General features: G+C 58.6%; 13 protein-coding genes and 1 pseudogene. 12 read left to right on the forward strand and 2 right to left on the reverse strand.

The features are described 5' to 3' along the window. Both BW11_RS11855 and BW11_RS11860 read right to left on the reverse strand, forming a co-directional pair. Positions 1–666 (reverse strand): transposase, encoded by a 666-nt coding sequence (locus BW11_RS11855; protein WP_258184606.1) that lies wholly within the window; start codon positions 664–666, stop codon positions 1–3. Between the two features lie 200 nt (positions 667–866). Further along, a pseudogene (locus BW11_RS11860) lies at positions 867–1,268 on the reverse strand (transposase); the annotation flags it as partial. Positions 1,269–1,632: 364 nt separating this feature from the next. On the opposite strand from BW11_RS11860, the gene BW11_RS07830 reads away from it, so the two are divergent. The 12 genes from BW11_RS07830 to ilvC (BW11_RS07880) all read left to right on the forward strand — a co-directional run bounded on the left by BW11_RS07830 (position 1,633) and on the right by ilvC (BW11_RS07880) (position 15,996). Further along, complete coding sequence (locus tag BW11_RS07830; RefSeq protein ID WP_258184605.1) at positions 1,633–2,694, forward strand: IS3 family transposase; 1,062 nt, start codon at positions 1,633–1,635, stop codon at positions 2,692–2,694. Next, entirely contained in the window at positions 2,612–3,202 is a 591-nt protein-coding gene (locus BW11_RS11865; RefSeq protein ID WP_258184604.1) for an IS3 family transposase, read from the forward strand. Before BW11_RS07830 ends, BW11_RS11865 begins: the two co-directional genes overlap by 83 nt. 558 nt (positions 3,203–3,760) lie before the next feature. Next, positions 3,761–4,507, forward strand: a complete 747-nt coding sequence (locus BW11_RS07835; protein ID WP_140445281.1) for a hypothetical protein — start codon at positions 3,761–3,763, stop codon at positions 4,505–4,507. 126 nt (positions 4,508–4,633) lie between these two features. Next, positions 4,634–5,275 (forward strand): response regulator transcription factor, encoded by a 642-nt coding sequence (locus tag BW11_RS07840; RefSeq protein ID WP_140445280.1) that lies wholly within the window; start codon positions 4,634–4,636, stop codon positions 5,273–5,275. Between the two features lie 111 nt (positions 5,276–5,386). After that, positions 5,387–6,448 carry a hypothetical protein gene (locus tag BW11_RS07845; RefSeq protein ID WP_140445279.1) on the forward strand — a complete coding sequence of 354 codons (1,062 nt, stop codon included), beginning with the start codon at positions 5,387–5,389 and terminating at the stop codon, positions 6,446–6,448. A gap of 706 nt (positions 6,449–7,154) precedes the next feature. Continuing rightward, complete coding sequence (locus BW11_RS07850) at positions 7,155–7,913, forward strand: hypothetical protein (protein WP_140445278.1); 759 nt, start codon at positions 7,155–7,157, stop codon at positions 7,911–7,913. 78 nt (positions 7,914–7,991) lie between these two features. Further along, positions 7,992–9,125 (forward strand): peptidoglycan-binding protein, encoded by a 1,134-nt coding sequence (locus BW11_RS07855; RefSeq protein WP_140445277.1) that lies wholly within the window; start codon positions 7,992–7,994, stop codon positions 9,123–9,125. A 35-nt stretch (positions 9,126–9,160) separates the two neighbouring features. Next, positions 9,161–9,916 carry an ABC transporter ATP-binding protein gene (locus tag BW11_RS07860; RefSeq protein ID WP_140445294.1) on the forward strand — a complete coding sequence of 252 codons (756 nt, stop codon included), beginning with the start codon at positions 9,161–9,163 and terminating at the stop codon, positions 9,914–9,916. After that, the gene (locus tag BW11_RS07865) at positions 9,913–11,031 is read left to right on the forward strand and encodes a hypothetical protein (RefSeq protein ID WP_140445276.1); all 1,119 of its coding nucleotides are present in this window, start codon (positions 9,913–9,915) and stop codon (positions 11,029–11,031) included. The genes BW11_RS07860 and BW11_RS07865 overlap by 4 nt, the downstream gene beginning before the upstream one ends. 516 nt (positions 11,032–11,547) lie before the next feature. Continuing rightward, a complete protein-coding gene (locus BW11_RS07870) occupies positions 11,548–12,900 on the forward strand; it encodes an MFS transporter (protein WP_140445275.1) in 1,353 nt (450 codons plus the stop codon). A gap of 370 nt (positions 12,901–13,270) precedes the next feature. Next, complete coding sequence (gene ilvC / locus BW11_RS07875) at positions 13,271–14,323, forward strand: ketol-acid reductoisomerase (protein ID WP_140445274.1); 1,053 nt, start codon at positions 13,271–13,273, stop codon at positions 14,321–14,323. A gap of 620 nt (positions 14,324–14,943) precedes the next feature. Continuing rightward, positions 14,944–15,996, forward strand: coding sequence for a ketol-acid reductoisomerase (gene ilvC, locus BW11_RS07880; protein ID WP_043166757.1), 1,053 nt, complete (start codon positions 14,944–14,946; stop codon positions 15,994–15,996). Positions 15,997–16,216: the final 220 nt, after the last annotated feature.

The following is a 16,216-nucleotide window of genomic DNA, read 5'->3' on the forward strand; positions in this document are numbered from 1 at the left end:
CTATTTATTGTCAAATGGTTGAGAGTGTTGTGTCGTCGGGGTGGTGATGGAGTGTATCCATTGGGTGGCGCGTTGTTCGAGTCCGGGCAGGTTGCGGGTCCCGCGTTCGATTTCGCTGATTCTGCTGGAGGGTACGGCCAATGCCTCGCCGACCTGTTGCTGCGTGATGCCGTGGCTCGTGCGCAGACGGCGTAGTCGCACGCCGCGTTCCCGCGGTGTTTCTCGTTGTCCTGCGTTGCCGTTGCGTATGGCGAGAAGCGCCTTGTACGCTTCGCGGGCGATGTAGCGTTTGAGGCAGCGGATGATTTCGAGTTTGCTTTTGCCTTCCCTGGTTTTCTTTGACACGTAGTCACGGGTTGGCTGGTGGTATCTGAGTCTGACGATGGCGATGCGGTGCAGCGCCATGTTGCCTTGCCTGTTGCCGCCCCGGTTGAGCCTGTGGCGGTTGGTTTTGCCGCTGGATGCGGGGATGGGGCATGCGCCGCAGAGTTTGGCGAACGCAGCCTCGTCGCGGATGCGTTCGGGGTTGTCCCCGGCGACGATGGCGATCGTGGCCGCAGTGATGGTGCCGGCGCAGTAGATGTGAGCAGGGGACGCGCGTTGGCCTCGAGGATGCGGCGCATGCGTTCCTCGAGCAGGTCGGCCTGCTCCTTGAGTGTTTTCCACGCCTTGGCAGCGCTTTTGAGTGCGGTGAGCACGCTGTGTGCGACAAGACCTCCTGACGGCCGGCATGAGGCCAGATGGTTCATGCGAGTCTCGGTGCGCAGCCCCCGGTATCGTTCCCTGACCGGTTCGGGGGCGGTGACCAGCAGGCCTCCGGTGGAGTTGGCCAGCATGGTCATCGCCGCGACCAGCTGGGAGCGTTCCGCGTTCAGGTGCCGTAGCGCCTCGACCCAGCCGTCCGAGCTTTTCGGCAGGCTCGTCGCTTCGCCGGCGAGCACGCCGCGCGCGGCGGCGATCGCGTCGATGGGATCGGATTTCCCGTCCTTGCGTCGCACTCCGCGGTTCGGCCTGAGCACCTCGTATACGGGGAACCCTCCGGCCGAGAGCCGTCTGGCCAGCGCCGCGCCGAACGAGTTCGTGCCCTCCACGCCGATTCCGGCGCAGCGTGAGGGCTTGCCGAGGGCGTCGATCAGGCGTTCGTATCCGTCCGGGCTGGTCTCGAACGTTTCGGTGGAAATAACCCTGCCGTTCGTGTCGAGCAGTGCGAGGGTGTGGGTGTCGGCATGGGTGTCCACGCCGGCGATGACCGTGGTCGGCGTCTCCATCGTCGTCTCCTTCGTCGGTTCGTTGCCTTCCCGGGGCGTTCCGGCCCAGACAGGACGTTGACGGGACACGCTACCATGGTTCTTGCAGGGATCCGATGGAGCGTCCACGCTCCTATGAGGTCATGCGCCATGCGCCTCCGGGTCGGTGGCCGGGCGGGACAAATCAAAATAAGGACAGGCCCCGCTCGTCGGGGCCGTCAGTCAAGTTTGGGGTCACCGCTAGGCCGCCACTTCCATTATCACCGGCCAGCTAAACCGGCATAACCATTATCAACGTCAAGTGTGTGTTTGCGTTGTGTGTAGTGTTTTTCCGCAGTGCGAGGTGGTGCCGTTTTCTTGGACTGGAGGTTCCGGGAGGCGGGCCATGGCGAAGTATACGAGTGAGCAGCGGCGGCGTGCGGTGGAGTTGTATGTCCGGTACGGGTGTTGCGCGGCGGATGTGATCCGCGAGTTGGGTTATCCCAGTCGGGATGCGTTGCGCATGTGGTATCGGGACTGGCTCGAGGAGCAGGAGACCGGGGTGCCTTCGGGCAGGGGTGAACGGTATGCGCGCTACACGTTGGGGCAGAGGCGGGCCGCGGTGGATCATTACCTGACGCACGGCCGGCGCGTGAGCCGCACGATACGCCAGCTGGGGTATCCTAGCAAGGAGGTGCTGGCCTCGTGGATCGACGAGCTCGCGCCCGGCGAACGCCGGCTGCGCCACGGGCCGATACCCGAGCGTCTGAAGCGGGAGGCCGTGCTTAGGGTCGCGTCCGGTCGGATGACGTCGCGTCAGGCGGCGGACGGGTTGGGCGTGGATTCATCGGTCGTGCGAAACTGGAAGCGGCAGCTGCTCGGCGGGATGAAGGGAATCGCGGTGACGAAGGACGATCCGGACGACGGGGATAATGCGACACGACGGGATCCGGAGGCAATGCGTGGCGAGATCGCGACATTGAACGCCGATCTGGAGCGTTTGCGTGCCGAATGCCGGGACATGGAAGTCCGGCTGGCGATCATGCGCAAGCCCGCGGAGCTGGTGGGAAAAGAGCCGGGCGCAGACCCGGACAACCTGACCAACCGAGAGAAGGCGACGCTGATCAGGGCCGTCAGTGAGGAGCACGGCGTCCGGGCCGAGGACCTGCTGGGACGGGTCGGTATCGCGCGCAGCACGTACTACTACCAGTTGAAGCCCACGAACCGGCCCGACAGGGACCGTGACCTGCTGGCCCTGGTACGCGAGGCGTTCGAGAACAGCAGGAGACGATACGGGTACAAGCGCATCCATCAGGAGCTCAGGAGCGCGGGCGTCATCGCGTCGGCGAAGCGGATCATGCGCCTGATGAACCATGCACGGGCTGGTGCCCTTGTTCAAGAGCTCGAGGCGGTACAGCTCCTACAAGGGCGAGATCGGCCGGGCGCCGAGGAACCTCGTCAACCGTGACTTCCACGCCGTGAACCCGAACGAGCTGTGGGTCACCGACATCACCGAGTTCTCGATCCCCGCGGGCAAGGTGTACCTGTCGCCGGTGATCGACTGCTATGACGGCATGCCGGTCGCGTGGACGATTGGCACCAGCCCCAACGCGGCCTTGGCCAACGGGATGCTCGAGGATGCGTGCGCCACGCTCCGCCCCGGCCAGACGCCCGTCATCCACTCGGACCGGGGCTGCCACTACCGGTGGCCGGAGTGGATCCGCATCTGCACGGACCATGGATTGACGAGGTCGATGAGCGCGAAGGGCTGCAGCCCGGACAACGCGGCCGCCGAGGGGTTCTTCGGCCGGCTCAAGCAGGAGTTCTTCCACAAGCGCAGTTTCCAAGGCGTCACGGTCGACGAATTCATCGGCCTGCTGAACGAGTACATGGTCTGGTACCGGGACAAGCGCATCAAACTCGAATACGGGATGAGCATCATGGACAAACGCATCCAGCTCGGGCTCGTCGCCTGAACACATGTGATAACGTTCAGGACGACCATTCAGACAATGAAGTCCAACAAAACGTCACCACCCCCCACTGCGGAAAAACACTGCCAAACCTGCTGAACAAACATTGAAACAAAACACAGACGGGACTCGACCGGTGCCTGCGCCCTTGAACCGGTTCCTGCGCCCTTGAGCAGTTCGCGAATGCGTTGTTTCTGCAAGACGCGTTCTCGGCTCATCCGGTGGCGATGTCATCCACGGTCATGGTATCTTTAAAAGGATCATAGCTGGAGGAGTCTCTTCTGTGGTATGCTTGGGGGTTATGGGTGTTGGTGCCATGACTGCTAACGCAAAAGAGCTCCCTTGTGATTTCAGATGCTACACAGAAATTAATGTTAGCGATAGCCAGGATTATTCCTTGGCGATTTCCACTAGTCGGCATACTGTGCGTGTGTATGCGCGTGCAATTCAGGATGGGCTTGCTAGCTATGTCGAAGCAGGTCCTGGTGGGAGGGCAATTGCCGAGAAATGGGGCTCTCCTTGCAACTATAATGATGATGCTAAGGCTGGTCGCCTAGGCTGATGCAGATGGAGGCAATGATGCATACTGCGTTTTATGTCAGGCCGATAATGAAGGTGGTTGGGATCATTGCCTGCATCTGTTTGTCATCTGCTTGCGGCGCTCCTTCAAGTAATGCCAGCAAGAGTGAGCCGCAAGCGGATGGCGCATCGTCCAGTAGGTCAACCGGTGGGAATGACGGCGTGACGTCTGCCGCCCCCGGTCAGAAGCTTGCAGGCAATATGAACGATTATATCGATCAGTTGCTGACGTGGGCCAGCAAGGACGAGAAGCCCGTATTGGAGCGGGCGAAAAAGAACGGTGGACTGTCGGCGTCCGACTACGAGAAGGCGTGGTCGGATTACAAGTCCTGCATGGTATCTCGTGGCTACAAGCCGTTTGAGCTGATCAAATGGCCCAATGGGGTGTATGAAATGCCGTCGCATATGGTAGGTACTCAGAAGCAGGAGGAAAAATATGCCGAGGATTATCATGAATGCTATGGCAAGAAGATAATGGCCATCGATACTTTGTATACCGCTCAGGTAGGTAATCCATCGCTATACGCCGATCAGACAGAAGGTGTTGCGGATTGCCTCAAGCGAAGCGGTGCGGTGTCGATGGATTTCAGTATCAGTACCTTCAAGAGTGAGATTGGGTCAGGAAAGTATTCGCAGTTCGACATTCAGGATCCGAAGGTCAGAGCCTGTTTTGCCGCTAATGGTTGGCATATGGGTCTCCAGAGTGATCCATATGCTCAATTGTGGTGATGTTAACTCTGCTTTAGTTTGTTTCATATAAGTCTGTCGAAATGAGGAGGTACTAATTTTAAGAGTCATTTAGTGAGTTATAATAGTTTACTGTCATATTATATTCTAAGCGATGGTTTATTGAAGATGGCAAAATCATTTAGCGTAGGGATTGTTGATAATGATGAGCGTTCGTTGCATTCGTTACGAGAAATATTAACAGATCTGATCGATGAACTGAGTGTTAAGTGGATGGTGACTTCTGGTGAAGATGCTGAGCCTCTATGCCTTGAGTCCAAGAGTCGCCCAGATATGTTACTTGTTGATATGTCGCTGAATGGAATGCAGGGTCCAGTGTTTTGTCGTCGAATTCGAGAGAAGATTGATGTGATGCCGATCCTTGCTATGACTGCTTTTCCTGTGGAGCGATATGCTATTAAGGCCGCTAACAGTGGGGCTCAAGGCATTTGCAGCAAGAATAGTGAAGCTGACTTGGTTAATAGTATTAATATAATAAAACGCGAAGGTGTTCGCGGCGCAGGTTTTGATACGGTTCGTCATGCTCATGAACGTCTTGTGGAGGAGCGACAGAGAAATGCAAATAGTTTGACGTTTAAGGAAATGGAAGTGATGGATTATGCTTCCGAAGGAATGTTGGATGAAGAAGTTGCTCATAAGATGAATATAGCGGTGTCAACGGTACGCAAGCATATGCAGAATGCCAAAAATAAGTTAGGTGCAAAGAACCGTTTTCAAGCGCTTTGGATGTGGATTAACGGTGAGGATTAGAAATTGCGACAGTGCTTATTTAGATTCCTCAATTTTATATATAATATTCTAACTCGTAGGTCAAAATTTATAGTATATTTTGTTTTGGTTGGTTTGGCAGAATCTTGGTCTGTGGCTGAATGGTATTATAATCCACCTAGAAACATTAGTTCTCTCGTATTTGCTGTTATTCATCTTGTTGCTATTTTTTGTGTATTATTGAATGCTAAGTTTGGCTGTTTTATAGTAATTGTCGCATCTATTTTCTTTTCTATAAGTCAAAGTTCGGATAGCGGCCCTTCACAGATTTGGGGAATCTTAATTTCGTTAGGTATTGCTGCGTATGAATTTAAGGCTGTTATTTCTTTCTTCCTTTTATTGTCGCTTATTGTTTGTCAAATTTTTGTTACACTTAATTTTAATATTGGTCAGTATAGTTACATGACTTTGGCGAGCTTATCTTCCTTTTTTGTTGTCTCCTATTTATTGGGCAAGTCAATAAGTTGGAAAAATATTGCTAATAAAAGACAAGAGGAAGAAAAAATGCTGAATTTAAAGAAAGCCGAGGATGTTAGAAGGCGACGAATTGCCGTCACTATACATGATGGTATGAGTGGATCCTTGTCGCTTGCTACGCGTGAGCTGCAACGTTTGATAAGGAAAGCTCCGAGCGAGGTTGAGCGTATTGAACTAGTAAAGGTTAACGGTTATGTGGGTGAAGCATTGATGGGAATGAAATATGCTCTTGATTGTCTTGATGGAGATGTTGATTTTCCTGATATAAAGAATATGAATGATTTGAAATTGCTTATTGCAGATGAGGACGCGAGGCTTAAACGACTTGGATATAAAGGCTCGTGGGATTGTGAGGGGACTTGCTTCTTTAATTCATATATTGGATATGTTGTTGTTTCATTTGTTCGTGAATGTTATGCAAATATTCTAAAACATTCTTTGCCGGGTTGTGTTTATCATATCAGAGTTTCTGTTCTTAGCGGTAATATGAATATTGAATGTTCAAACAAAATTGACAAGGGTCATGATGCTATAAAACATTCCCAGGATGGCTTTTTTTCTTCGGGCTATGGCTTATCGCTTCAAAAGGCTAATATATCAAGTATTGGTGGAAGCTGTGTATATGGCATATATAATGACGAATGGAAGGCAATTGCTTCGATCCCGTTAAGATTATAGTATTTACATGCTTTCTTTCTTGTTGTGATTATATTGTTTTTATTTTTTATAGGGTTGCATAGCCACTGAAGCCAAGGTGGACATACGAGCATTACAGATGCGTTTGTACTTGCGTTATTGATCGAATTGTAATCTGCGTATTGTATTGGCGTGACTGATGTAATGCACAGTATCATGATTATTGTTATTGTTTTCATGTTTGCCTCTTTCTTTATTTTACTCAATTCTATCTTGAATATGTGAATATATTGTATCTTATATGAATGTTTCTACACAAAATGAGTAGTCGCTCATGAAGTGCGGGGTAGTCCTTACGTTTCGTTGTGACATCCCTGTGCATCGGTTTAGGAGGTGCGAGAGCCGGTGCCGTGCTGATGCGCGTCAGACGTTATGAGTGCCTTACCTGCTCGCGCTTGCGGACCGATGATCTGACGGGCGTGGCCGCGGAGGGAAGCCGGCTGAGCCACATGCTCGTAAAGGTGCGGCCTACACAAAATGAGTAGTTACATTTGCCTCTTTCAATTCTGCTGTACTAGTATTAGCATAGTAGATAAGCTATGGCGACGTAGCATTAGCTATATGATGCAGTTGAGGATAGTCAGCTTACTCCTCACGGAGGGCGGTGATTTTCATGAAAGTTCATAAAAGGATTATTGCATCTGCTGCTGTTTTTATTACTTGCTTCGTTATCTAATAAGGATTAATCATGTCTTTGTTCAAGATATGCGCCGGATGGCCGCGGTTTTTCGCGGCCATTTGTGCGTTGGTGATGTTGGTTGCCGTTGGGGGTTGTTCTAATGAAAAGTCCGACGGATCGGGCTCCACCGGTACTGATTCCTCTGCCGTGGATAATGAAGGCCAGTCAGGGGATCAACTTGATGAAGATTACGAGTTGGTCGGATCGGGGCAGAAGAAGGCTGATTCTCTCAATGCCTATATCGACCAGATTCTCTCGTATCCGGAGACCTCGGACTCGGCCCGTGAGATTCTCACGCGTGCAAAGGCCAACGGTGGCGTTACGGTTTCCGACTATGAGAGAACGTGGATGAACTACAAACAATGCCTGTTGGATAAGGGGTACAAGGAAATAATCCTTAACAAATACCCCAACGGCATATATGAAGAGGCGGCGTACTATGCCAACGGAACCCCATCGCAGATACAGAAATTCGATCAGGACAGGCAGCTATGCTTCAAGGATGTCGGTCCGGTCAATGAAGTGTTCAGTATGCAACAGGGGAATCCGAACCTCGCGGCCAACGTCAACGAGGCGATCGTGGACTGTCTTCACCGCAATAACCTTGTTCCGAAGGAATACACCGCCAAGCAGTATGCCGCCGAACGGGCGGAGGGTGATCTCAAGGCCTTCAGCATCAATGTCAAGGACCCGGGTGTTCGGGGATGCGAGGTGGCCAACAGCGTGTTCGCCTCATACCCCGTTGACAAGCTGGAACATCCATTTTAGGCATGTACGACATGAATTGTGCATATAAGATGGAGCTGGCTTAGGCTCGGATATCCGGCATATGAGTTGGGGGAAGTCATGAGGGGAAAGCAGGGATTGCGGTCCAAGCGGGAACGGACGAAGGGGTCACGTGCCCGTACGGTTCCGGTGGTCTGGCTGTTGCTGGCCGTGATCACGGTGGCGGCGCTCACGGTGTGGGCGTGCGCGTTGTGGCTGCCTGATCGCGCGCCGGCGTTGCTGGGAGCCGGCGGCGAGGCGACAAGCGCGCCGGCGGGCGTGCAGGAGTATTCGGGTGGCCAGCAGGTCACGGTCGTGCCGACGATGTCCGCCGATCGGGAGCTGATCGGCAACGCGACCGGCACGGTGACGACCGACTGGTCGGGCGAAGGACTGACGTCGGGGCGCCGCGCATACCGGGTCAACGATCGCATGGTCGTGGCTCTGGCGACCGCATCCCCCCTGTACCGCGATCTCAAGGCGAACGATACGGGCGACGACGTGCGTGCGCTGAACGACGAGCTCAACCGTCTGGGCTACCGGTCCTCGCCCGGCTCGAACAGGTACACGTGGCGCACCGTGCAGGGCGTGAGCCAGCTGATGAAGGACAACGGCAACACGTCCGACGGTTCGCTCGCCCTCGCCGACACCCTGTGGATCCCGTCACCGCAGGTTGCGGTCGGCTCGTGGACCGCGTCTCAGGGGCTCTCGGTCACGGCCGGCAGCTCGGTCGGTTCGATCGGCGGCACCATCGTCAAACTCGCCATCAAGAACGGCCAGCCCTCCGATCGGGACCGTACGATCACGGTCCTGGGCCAGAGCGGCACCCTGCCGGCCGGCGCCACCGAAGTGACCGATGCCGGGTTCTGTGCGAAGGTCGCCGCGACTCCGGAATTCACCGGCATGCCGAAGGATGCGCGGTCGACGGGATTCGACGCGACCGTGACCCTGCCCGAGCCGATCCGCGTGCTGCGCGTGCCCTCTGGAGCCGTGTTCGGTATCGACGGACAGTCCGGATGCATCGTGCCCGCCTCATCCAAGGGAACGAACGGTGGCCGCGGATCGGATGATCCGATCAAGGTGACGATCATCGGCGGTGAACTGGGCGCGAGTCTCGTAAGCCCCACGGACGCATCGGGTGCCTCGATCGACCCCTCCTCGATCACGCGCGTGACCATCGGACGCGCGCTTGACGGCCTGTCATGCGGGCGGTAGAGGCGGCAGGGATGGTGGCGACAACGGGCGAATCCATGGACGCGGCGGTGCGGTCGCACGGCATCGACGATGCCGACGGCGGCGATCGCTACGTGTCGGTGCACGGACTGGCGCACCGGTTCGCGGGCACCGACCTGCTGTTCGAAGGGCTTGACTTCACGGTGCGGTCCGGCCAGACGGTCGCGGTATGCGGACCGAGCGGATGCGGCAAATCGACGCTGCTGTCGATCCTCGCAGGCTGGCAGAAGCCGTACGCCGGAAGCGTGGAACGCCATGGGATCGACCGTATCGGCTGGGTGTTCCAGAACCCGTACGGAGTGGCCGGACGAACGGCTCTGGACCATGTGGTCTTCCCGCTGCTGTGCAAGGGCATGCGTCGGCGCGACGCCGAACCACTCGCCATGGAGGCGATGGGCCTGTTCGATCTGGGGTACGCGGCCGACCGTCGATTCAGCGACCTGTCGGGCGGTGAGGCGCAGCGGCTGATGCTGGCCCGGGCGGTGTGCTCGCGTCCGGACATGCTGCTGGTCGACGAGCCGACCGCCCAGCTCGACACGCGCACGGCCCGCTCGGTCAGCCACGTGCTGGGCAATCTCGCTGGCCGGGGCATGATCGTGCTGGTCGCCACCCATGATCCGGACACGCGCGATGCATGCGGACGGATCATCGATCTGGCCGACTATGCGCCCGGCATCCGCGCCGACGATACGGTTGACGACGATGCGGCTGATGTGGACATGGCCGATGTGGACGCCGTAGGGACCGGCGCACGGGGGGAGGAGTCGCGATGAGACTATGGGCGGTGCTTTCCGAGGTATGGCGCAACGTGGGCGCGGGCACGGCGCACGCGCTCGTGATGGCGATCGCGGTGCTTCTGGCCGGCGGACTGCTGGGTGGCTACGAGGCCGTATCGGTCGAGACGCTCGAATCGCAGGCGGTCACGCGCATCCGCGCATACGCGGACGTCAAGACCGTGGTCGGCTCGCCTGTCGACGGAGCCGCATGTGACGCCCTCGCCGCGCCCGCGTCCTCGTCCTCGTCCGCGTCCGCGTCGGGACTGCCGTCCGTGTCCGGCGCGATGCGTCAGGGACCGCAGGTCACCCCGCTGGCCACTCCGGGTCGTGACGTGTCCTCCTACGAGGTGACCCCCGGCATGATTCGCCTGATCACGGCCACGGACCACACGCGCCGAGCGGACGCATCCGGCGTATGGGTGTCCACCGCCATGGCCCGCGACTTCGGACTGACCACCGGCTCCCCGCTGCCCACCGACAAGGGCGCGACCCATGTCGCGGGCGTGTTCGACTGGCCCAACGACGGACGCGACACCCGCTTCGCGTACGCGATCGTCACGCCCGTATCGCCGTCGGACGGCACGTTCGAGGAATGCTGGGCCAAGCAATGGCCCGCCGACAGTGTGCTCGACACGCTGCTGCTGTCCGTGGCGCGCGTACCCGACGTCACCGGCGCGTCCCCGGGCTCGGCCGGCGTGACAGCGCTCAACAAGGGCTTCGACTCCCACTACGACGCCCAGGCCTCCTACGCGAACCGCCCCACGCGCAGCATGCCCTACGCCGGTCTCGCGATCGGCCTGCTCATGGGCGTGATCGCGGTGCGCCGACGCCGACTCGAATACGCCGGGGCCCTGCATTCGGGACAGTCCAAGGGCGCGCAGCTGTTCGGCGTCGGCGTCGAGACCCTCGTCTGGTCCGGAGCCGGCACCATCGTCTCCATTAGCCTGATCGGCGCATACTGCGCGCGCATGGTCACCTCCGATCCGCTGGCCGTGTTCCAGACCGCCATCCGCACGCCGATCGCCCTGCTCGCCGGCGCGCTCATCGCCGCCCTGCTCACGGCGCTCACCATCCGCGAATCCCAGCTCTTCCACTACTTCAAGACCCGATAGACGCCCGACGCCCGAACACCTGTTTTCCGTGTCCGCCGTATTACGAACAGTGACGCTGTTCACATAGTGAACCCCCGCTGGTTTGTCGCATTGCGCGCGCCTATGTTCTGTGTCCAGATCGAGCGGAAAGCCAAGACAAGCCGCTTGATGACATACTTCGAGACCGAAAGGAGGCCGCCGCGATGACTGGATACACTGCCCTCAACACCGTTAGCGAACTGGTTCTGACCGTCGTTAACGTCGCTCTGCTGTCCGCACGAATTATTATCCCGTCTTCGCTGGCGGACTGATTTCGGCTTGATGAGCTTGAGCCCCGCTGGCGAAGGCAGGGCGGCAAGCATCGATCACGTTTGAAGCCCTGCGCAAGATAGCGGGGCTTTTTCATTGCACGTCCTTTCAAGGTCCGCGGCCCACAGCCCACAAGGCGCCGGGTCTACGGCATCGGGACGGTCCAATGGCAAGCATTCCCGGAAGAGAACAGACAAGAACCAAACGAGATTGGAAGGGATTCCTCTCATGACTTCAGTCGACACGACCGCAGCAGGCAAGGCGAAGAGCCTGGCCCGCGATTCGGTCAAGACCGTGATCGCCGCCTCCATGGTCGGCACGGCCATCGAATTCTACGACTTCTACGCCTACGGCACCGCAGCGGCCAACTACTTCCCGCACATCTTCTTCTCGGCGAAGGACAACCCGACCGTCGCCCTGCTGATGAGCCTGCTGACCTTCGCCATCGCGTTCATCGCCCGCCCGCTCGGCTCGCTGGTGTTCGGCCACTTCGGCGATCGCATGGGCCGCAAGACCACGCTGGTCGTCTCCCTGATGACGATGGGCATCGGCACCTTCCTCATCGGCTGCCTGCCGACCTACGACCAGTGGGGCGTCGCGGCGGTCGCCGTGCTGTGCCTGCTGCGCTTCATTCAGGGCATCGGTCTCGGCGGCGAATGGTCCGGCGCCGCGCTGGTCGCCACCGAGAACGCGCCTGAGGACAAGCGCGCCCTGTACGGCTCCTTCCCGGAGCTTGGCGCTCCGATCGGATTCTTCCTGTCCAACGGCACCTACTTCATCCTCGAGTCCTTCAACGACTCCAACGCGATGCTCGCCTGGGGCTGGCGCGTGCCGTTCCTGCTGTCCGCGATCCTCGTGATCATCGGTCTCGTCGTCCGAGTCCACATGGAGGAGACCCCGATCTTCCGCATGGCCCAGGAGCAGAAGAAGGTCGTCAAGTCCCCGCTCACCGAGGTCTTCAGGAAGTCCTGGAAGCAGGTCCTTCAGGCCACCTTCCTCGTGGCCGTCACCTACACGCTGTTCTACACGCTCGCCACCTGGTCCCTCGCCTGGGGCACCAAGGAGCAGGGCGAGGGCGGCGGTGGCCTCGGCTTCACCAACCAGGAGTACCTGCTCATGCTGATGATCGCCATCTGCGTGTTCGCCCTGTTCATCGTGATCTCCTGCGTCAACGCCGATAAGCTCGGCCGCAAGCGCGTGATCACCTTCTCCTCCTGCGCCCTCGTCGTGTTCGCCGCCCTGTTCCCGTTCCTGCTCAACGGCCAGATCGTCGGCCAGCGCAACTTCTTCGCGAACATGGTGTTCCTGTGCGTCGGCTTCGCCCTGATGGGCACCGCCTTCGGCCCGATCGGCGCGTTCCTGCCCGAGCTGTTCGACGCCAACGTGCGCTACTCCGGCTCCGGCATCGGCTACAACCTCGCCGCCATCGTCGGCGCGGCCTTCGTGCCGACCATCGCCACTTGGCTGTCCTCCCACTGGGGCGTGCACTCCGTGGGCATCTACCTCGGCGTGATGGCCGTGTGCTGCCTCGTCGCGGTGCTCACCTGCCGTGAGACGAAGGACGTCGACTTCACCAAGTGACTTCCTTGCTCGGCCCCCCCCTCTGATGAGGGGGCTGTCAGCGAAGCTGACTGGGGGAGAGACTACCCCTCAGTCCCGTTTCGCGGGCCAGCTCCCCTGACAAGGGGATCCAAGGGGACTATCGACTGCGGCTGAAGCCCAACATTCCAGCTGTAGTCCGGCAAGATTTCATAACTGAAAATCACAACTCAATATTTGGACGCGGGGGACCGCGTCAGTCACCGGGCGACTAGAAATAAGACCCAGTGATCGATGACTTTCAACGTCAAGGGACACAATCCTTTCTCGCCGAAGGCCGTCAGCAATCTCACCGATTGCCGGGCGTGCAGTTTTCGTTCGGCATACCGAACAACATAAAGGAGTGCCAATCATGGCAGCAACTATCTGGTACGAGAAGGACGCCGATCTGTCCGTGTTCGATGGCAAGAAGGTCGCCATCCTGGGCTACGGCTCCCAGGGCCACGCCCACGCGCTGAACCTGCGCGATTCCGGTGTCGACGTGGTCGTCGGCCTGCGTCCGACCTCCAAGTCCGTCGAGTTCGCCAAGGAGCAGGGCCTCGAGGTCAAGTCCGTTCCGGAAGCCGTCGCCGAGGCTGACGTCGTCATGATCCTTCTGCCGGATCAGTACCAGGCCGCCGTCTACAAGAAGGACGTTGAGCCGAACCTGAAGCCAGGCGCCGCTCTGGCCTTCGCCCACGGCTTCAACATCCACTACGGCTACATCAAGCCGTCCGAGGACCACCCGGTCTTCATGGTTGCCCCGAAGGGCCCGGGCCACATCGTGCGTCGTGAGTACGCCGCCGGCCGTGGCGTCCCGGTCGTCGTGGCCGTCGAGCAGGACCCGGATGGCAAGACCTGGCCGCTGTGCCTCGCCTACGCCAAGGCTCTCGGTGCTCTGCGCGCCGGCGCCATCAAGACGACCTTCACCGAGGAGACCGAGACCGATCTGTTCGGCGAGCAGGACGTCCTCATGGGCGGCATCAACCACCTGTGCGACATGGGCTTCGATGTGCTGACCGAGGCTGGCTACCAGCCGGAGATCGCCTACTTCGAGGTCTTCCACGAGCTCAAGATGCTCGTCGATCTCGCCAACGAGGGTGGTCTGAACAAGGCCCGTTGGTCCTGCTCTGACACCGCCCAGTACGGCGACTACACCTCCACGGTCATCACCGAGGAGACCAAGAAGCGCATGCAGTACCAGCTCAAGCGCATTCAGGACGGCTCCTTCGCCAAGGAGTTCATGGATGATCAGGCTGCTGGCGCTCCGAAGTTCAAGAAGCTGCAGGAGGAGTTCTCCCACCCGCACCTCGAGACCGTCGGCCCGAAGCTGCGCGCCATGTTCTCCTGGAACAACGGCCCGGCCAAGGATCAGGACGAGGCCGAGTCCTTCAACGGCAAGATCGCTCGTACCCAGGTTCAGTGAGCCCGGCGCGGCCCTCAGCTTGGCCGCATGAGCGTTGCCTAAACGCGACTGAAGTCGTATGACCAAAGGCCGCCATTCCGATCTCCATCGGGTTGGCGGCCTTGTCGTATATTGGCGTCCATATGTAATGCGGATGCGTGGGCGTATGGATGTGCGGAAGTGGCGTGCCTATCTTGATTCCGGGGATTCGAGGACGAAATCGGCCGGAACTGTGCTGAGTCCCACGTATTCGCGCGCGGATTGGTGGGACTCAGCGCGGATACGGCCATTCTTGGCGTTGAATCCCTCGGGATTAGTGACTGACCCCGGAATGTGTCATGGTGTCTTCGTTCCATATAGATGCGTCCACGATATGGTTCACAAAGTCGTGATTTGGCCCACCTTATGGACGGAAACGTGCCGGCGGGGCGCGTGTCGGTAGGATGGAGCCCAGTTTCGAGGACACAATCCTCAACGCCTGGCATCGCCCCGACCCCGCGGCCGGAACACCGGAACATCGACCGGCAATCCGGCGGACACGGACGAACGCCACATGCGCTACATGCGCAACCACAACAACACCGTGTGCCGACCGCGCGAACCGTACGTCGCGGAAGGTACGCAAGTTAAAGGAGTGCTACATGGCTGCACAGATCTGGTATGAAAACGACGGCGATCTTTCCGTGCTCGAAGGCAAGAAGGTCGCGATCATCGGCTACGGCTCTCAGGGCCACGCCCACGCGCTGAACCTGCGCGATTCCGGTGTCGACGTGGTCGTCGGCCTGCGTCCGACCTCCAAGTCCGTCGACTTCGCGAAGGAGCAGGGGCTCGAGGTCAAGTCCGTCCCGGAGGCCGCCGCCGAGGCCGACGTGATCATGATCCTCGCCCCCGACCAGTACCAGCGTACGATCTGGGCCAACGACATCGAGCCCAACATCAAGCCGGGCGCGGCCGTCGCGTTCGCCCACGGCTTCAACATCCACTACGGCTACATCAAGCCGAGCGAGGATCACCCGGTCTTCATGGTCGCCCCGAAGGGCCCGGGCCACATCGTGCGTCGTGAGTACGCCGCCGGCCGTGGTGTCCCGGTCGTCGTGGCCGTTGAGCAGGATCCGCGCGGCGACGGCTGGGCGCTGACCCTGGCCTACGCCAAGGCCCTCGGCGCTCTGCGCGCCGGCGCCATCAAGACCACGTTCAAGGAGGAGACCGAGACCGATCTCTTCGGCGAGCAGAACGTGCTCATGGGCGGCGTCAACAAGCTCGTCGAGATGGGCTTCGAGGTCCTGACCGACGCCGGCTACCAGCCGGAGATCGCCTACTTCGAGGTGTGCCACGAGCTCAAGATGCTCGTCGACCTGATGAACGAGGGTGGCCTCAACAAGGCCCGTTGGTCCTGCTCCGACACCGCCCAGTACGGCGACTACACCAACACCGTCATCAACGAGGACTGCCGCAAGCGCATGGAGTACCACCTTGGCCGCATCCAGGACGGCTCCTTCGCCAAGGAGTTCATCGACGATCAGGATGCCGGTGCCCCGCACTTCAAGGAGCTGCAGGAGAAGTACTCCAACGAGCGCATCGAGACCGTCGGCCCGAAGCTGCGCGCCATGTTCTCCTGGAACAAGGACGGCGTCAAGGATGCCGACGAGGCCAACTCCTTCACCGGCAAGATCGCCCGCGCTCAGGTGCAGTGAGCGATCTAAGGCGTACAGCGAATCGTTCTCACTAACAAACGTGTGAGGGTTGACGCTGCGTCAATCGAACATGAATAATCCCCGAAATCAGCTTCCTTCCGCTGGTTTCGGGGATTTTCGTCTATGGGCGATCGTGGGCGATCCCGTGCGATCGGCTCACACTTTTCTTAATGAGAACGATTCGCTGCAGCGTAGACATTATCTTATCTTAATTATTATA

The sequence above is a fragment of the Bifidobacterium sp. UTCIF-38 genome, from assembly GCF_006454495.1.
GTDB classification, from domain to species: Bacteria; Actinomycetota; Actinomycetes; order Actinomycetales; family Bifidobacteriaceae; genus Bifidobacterium; species Bifidobacterium callitrichos.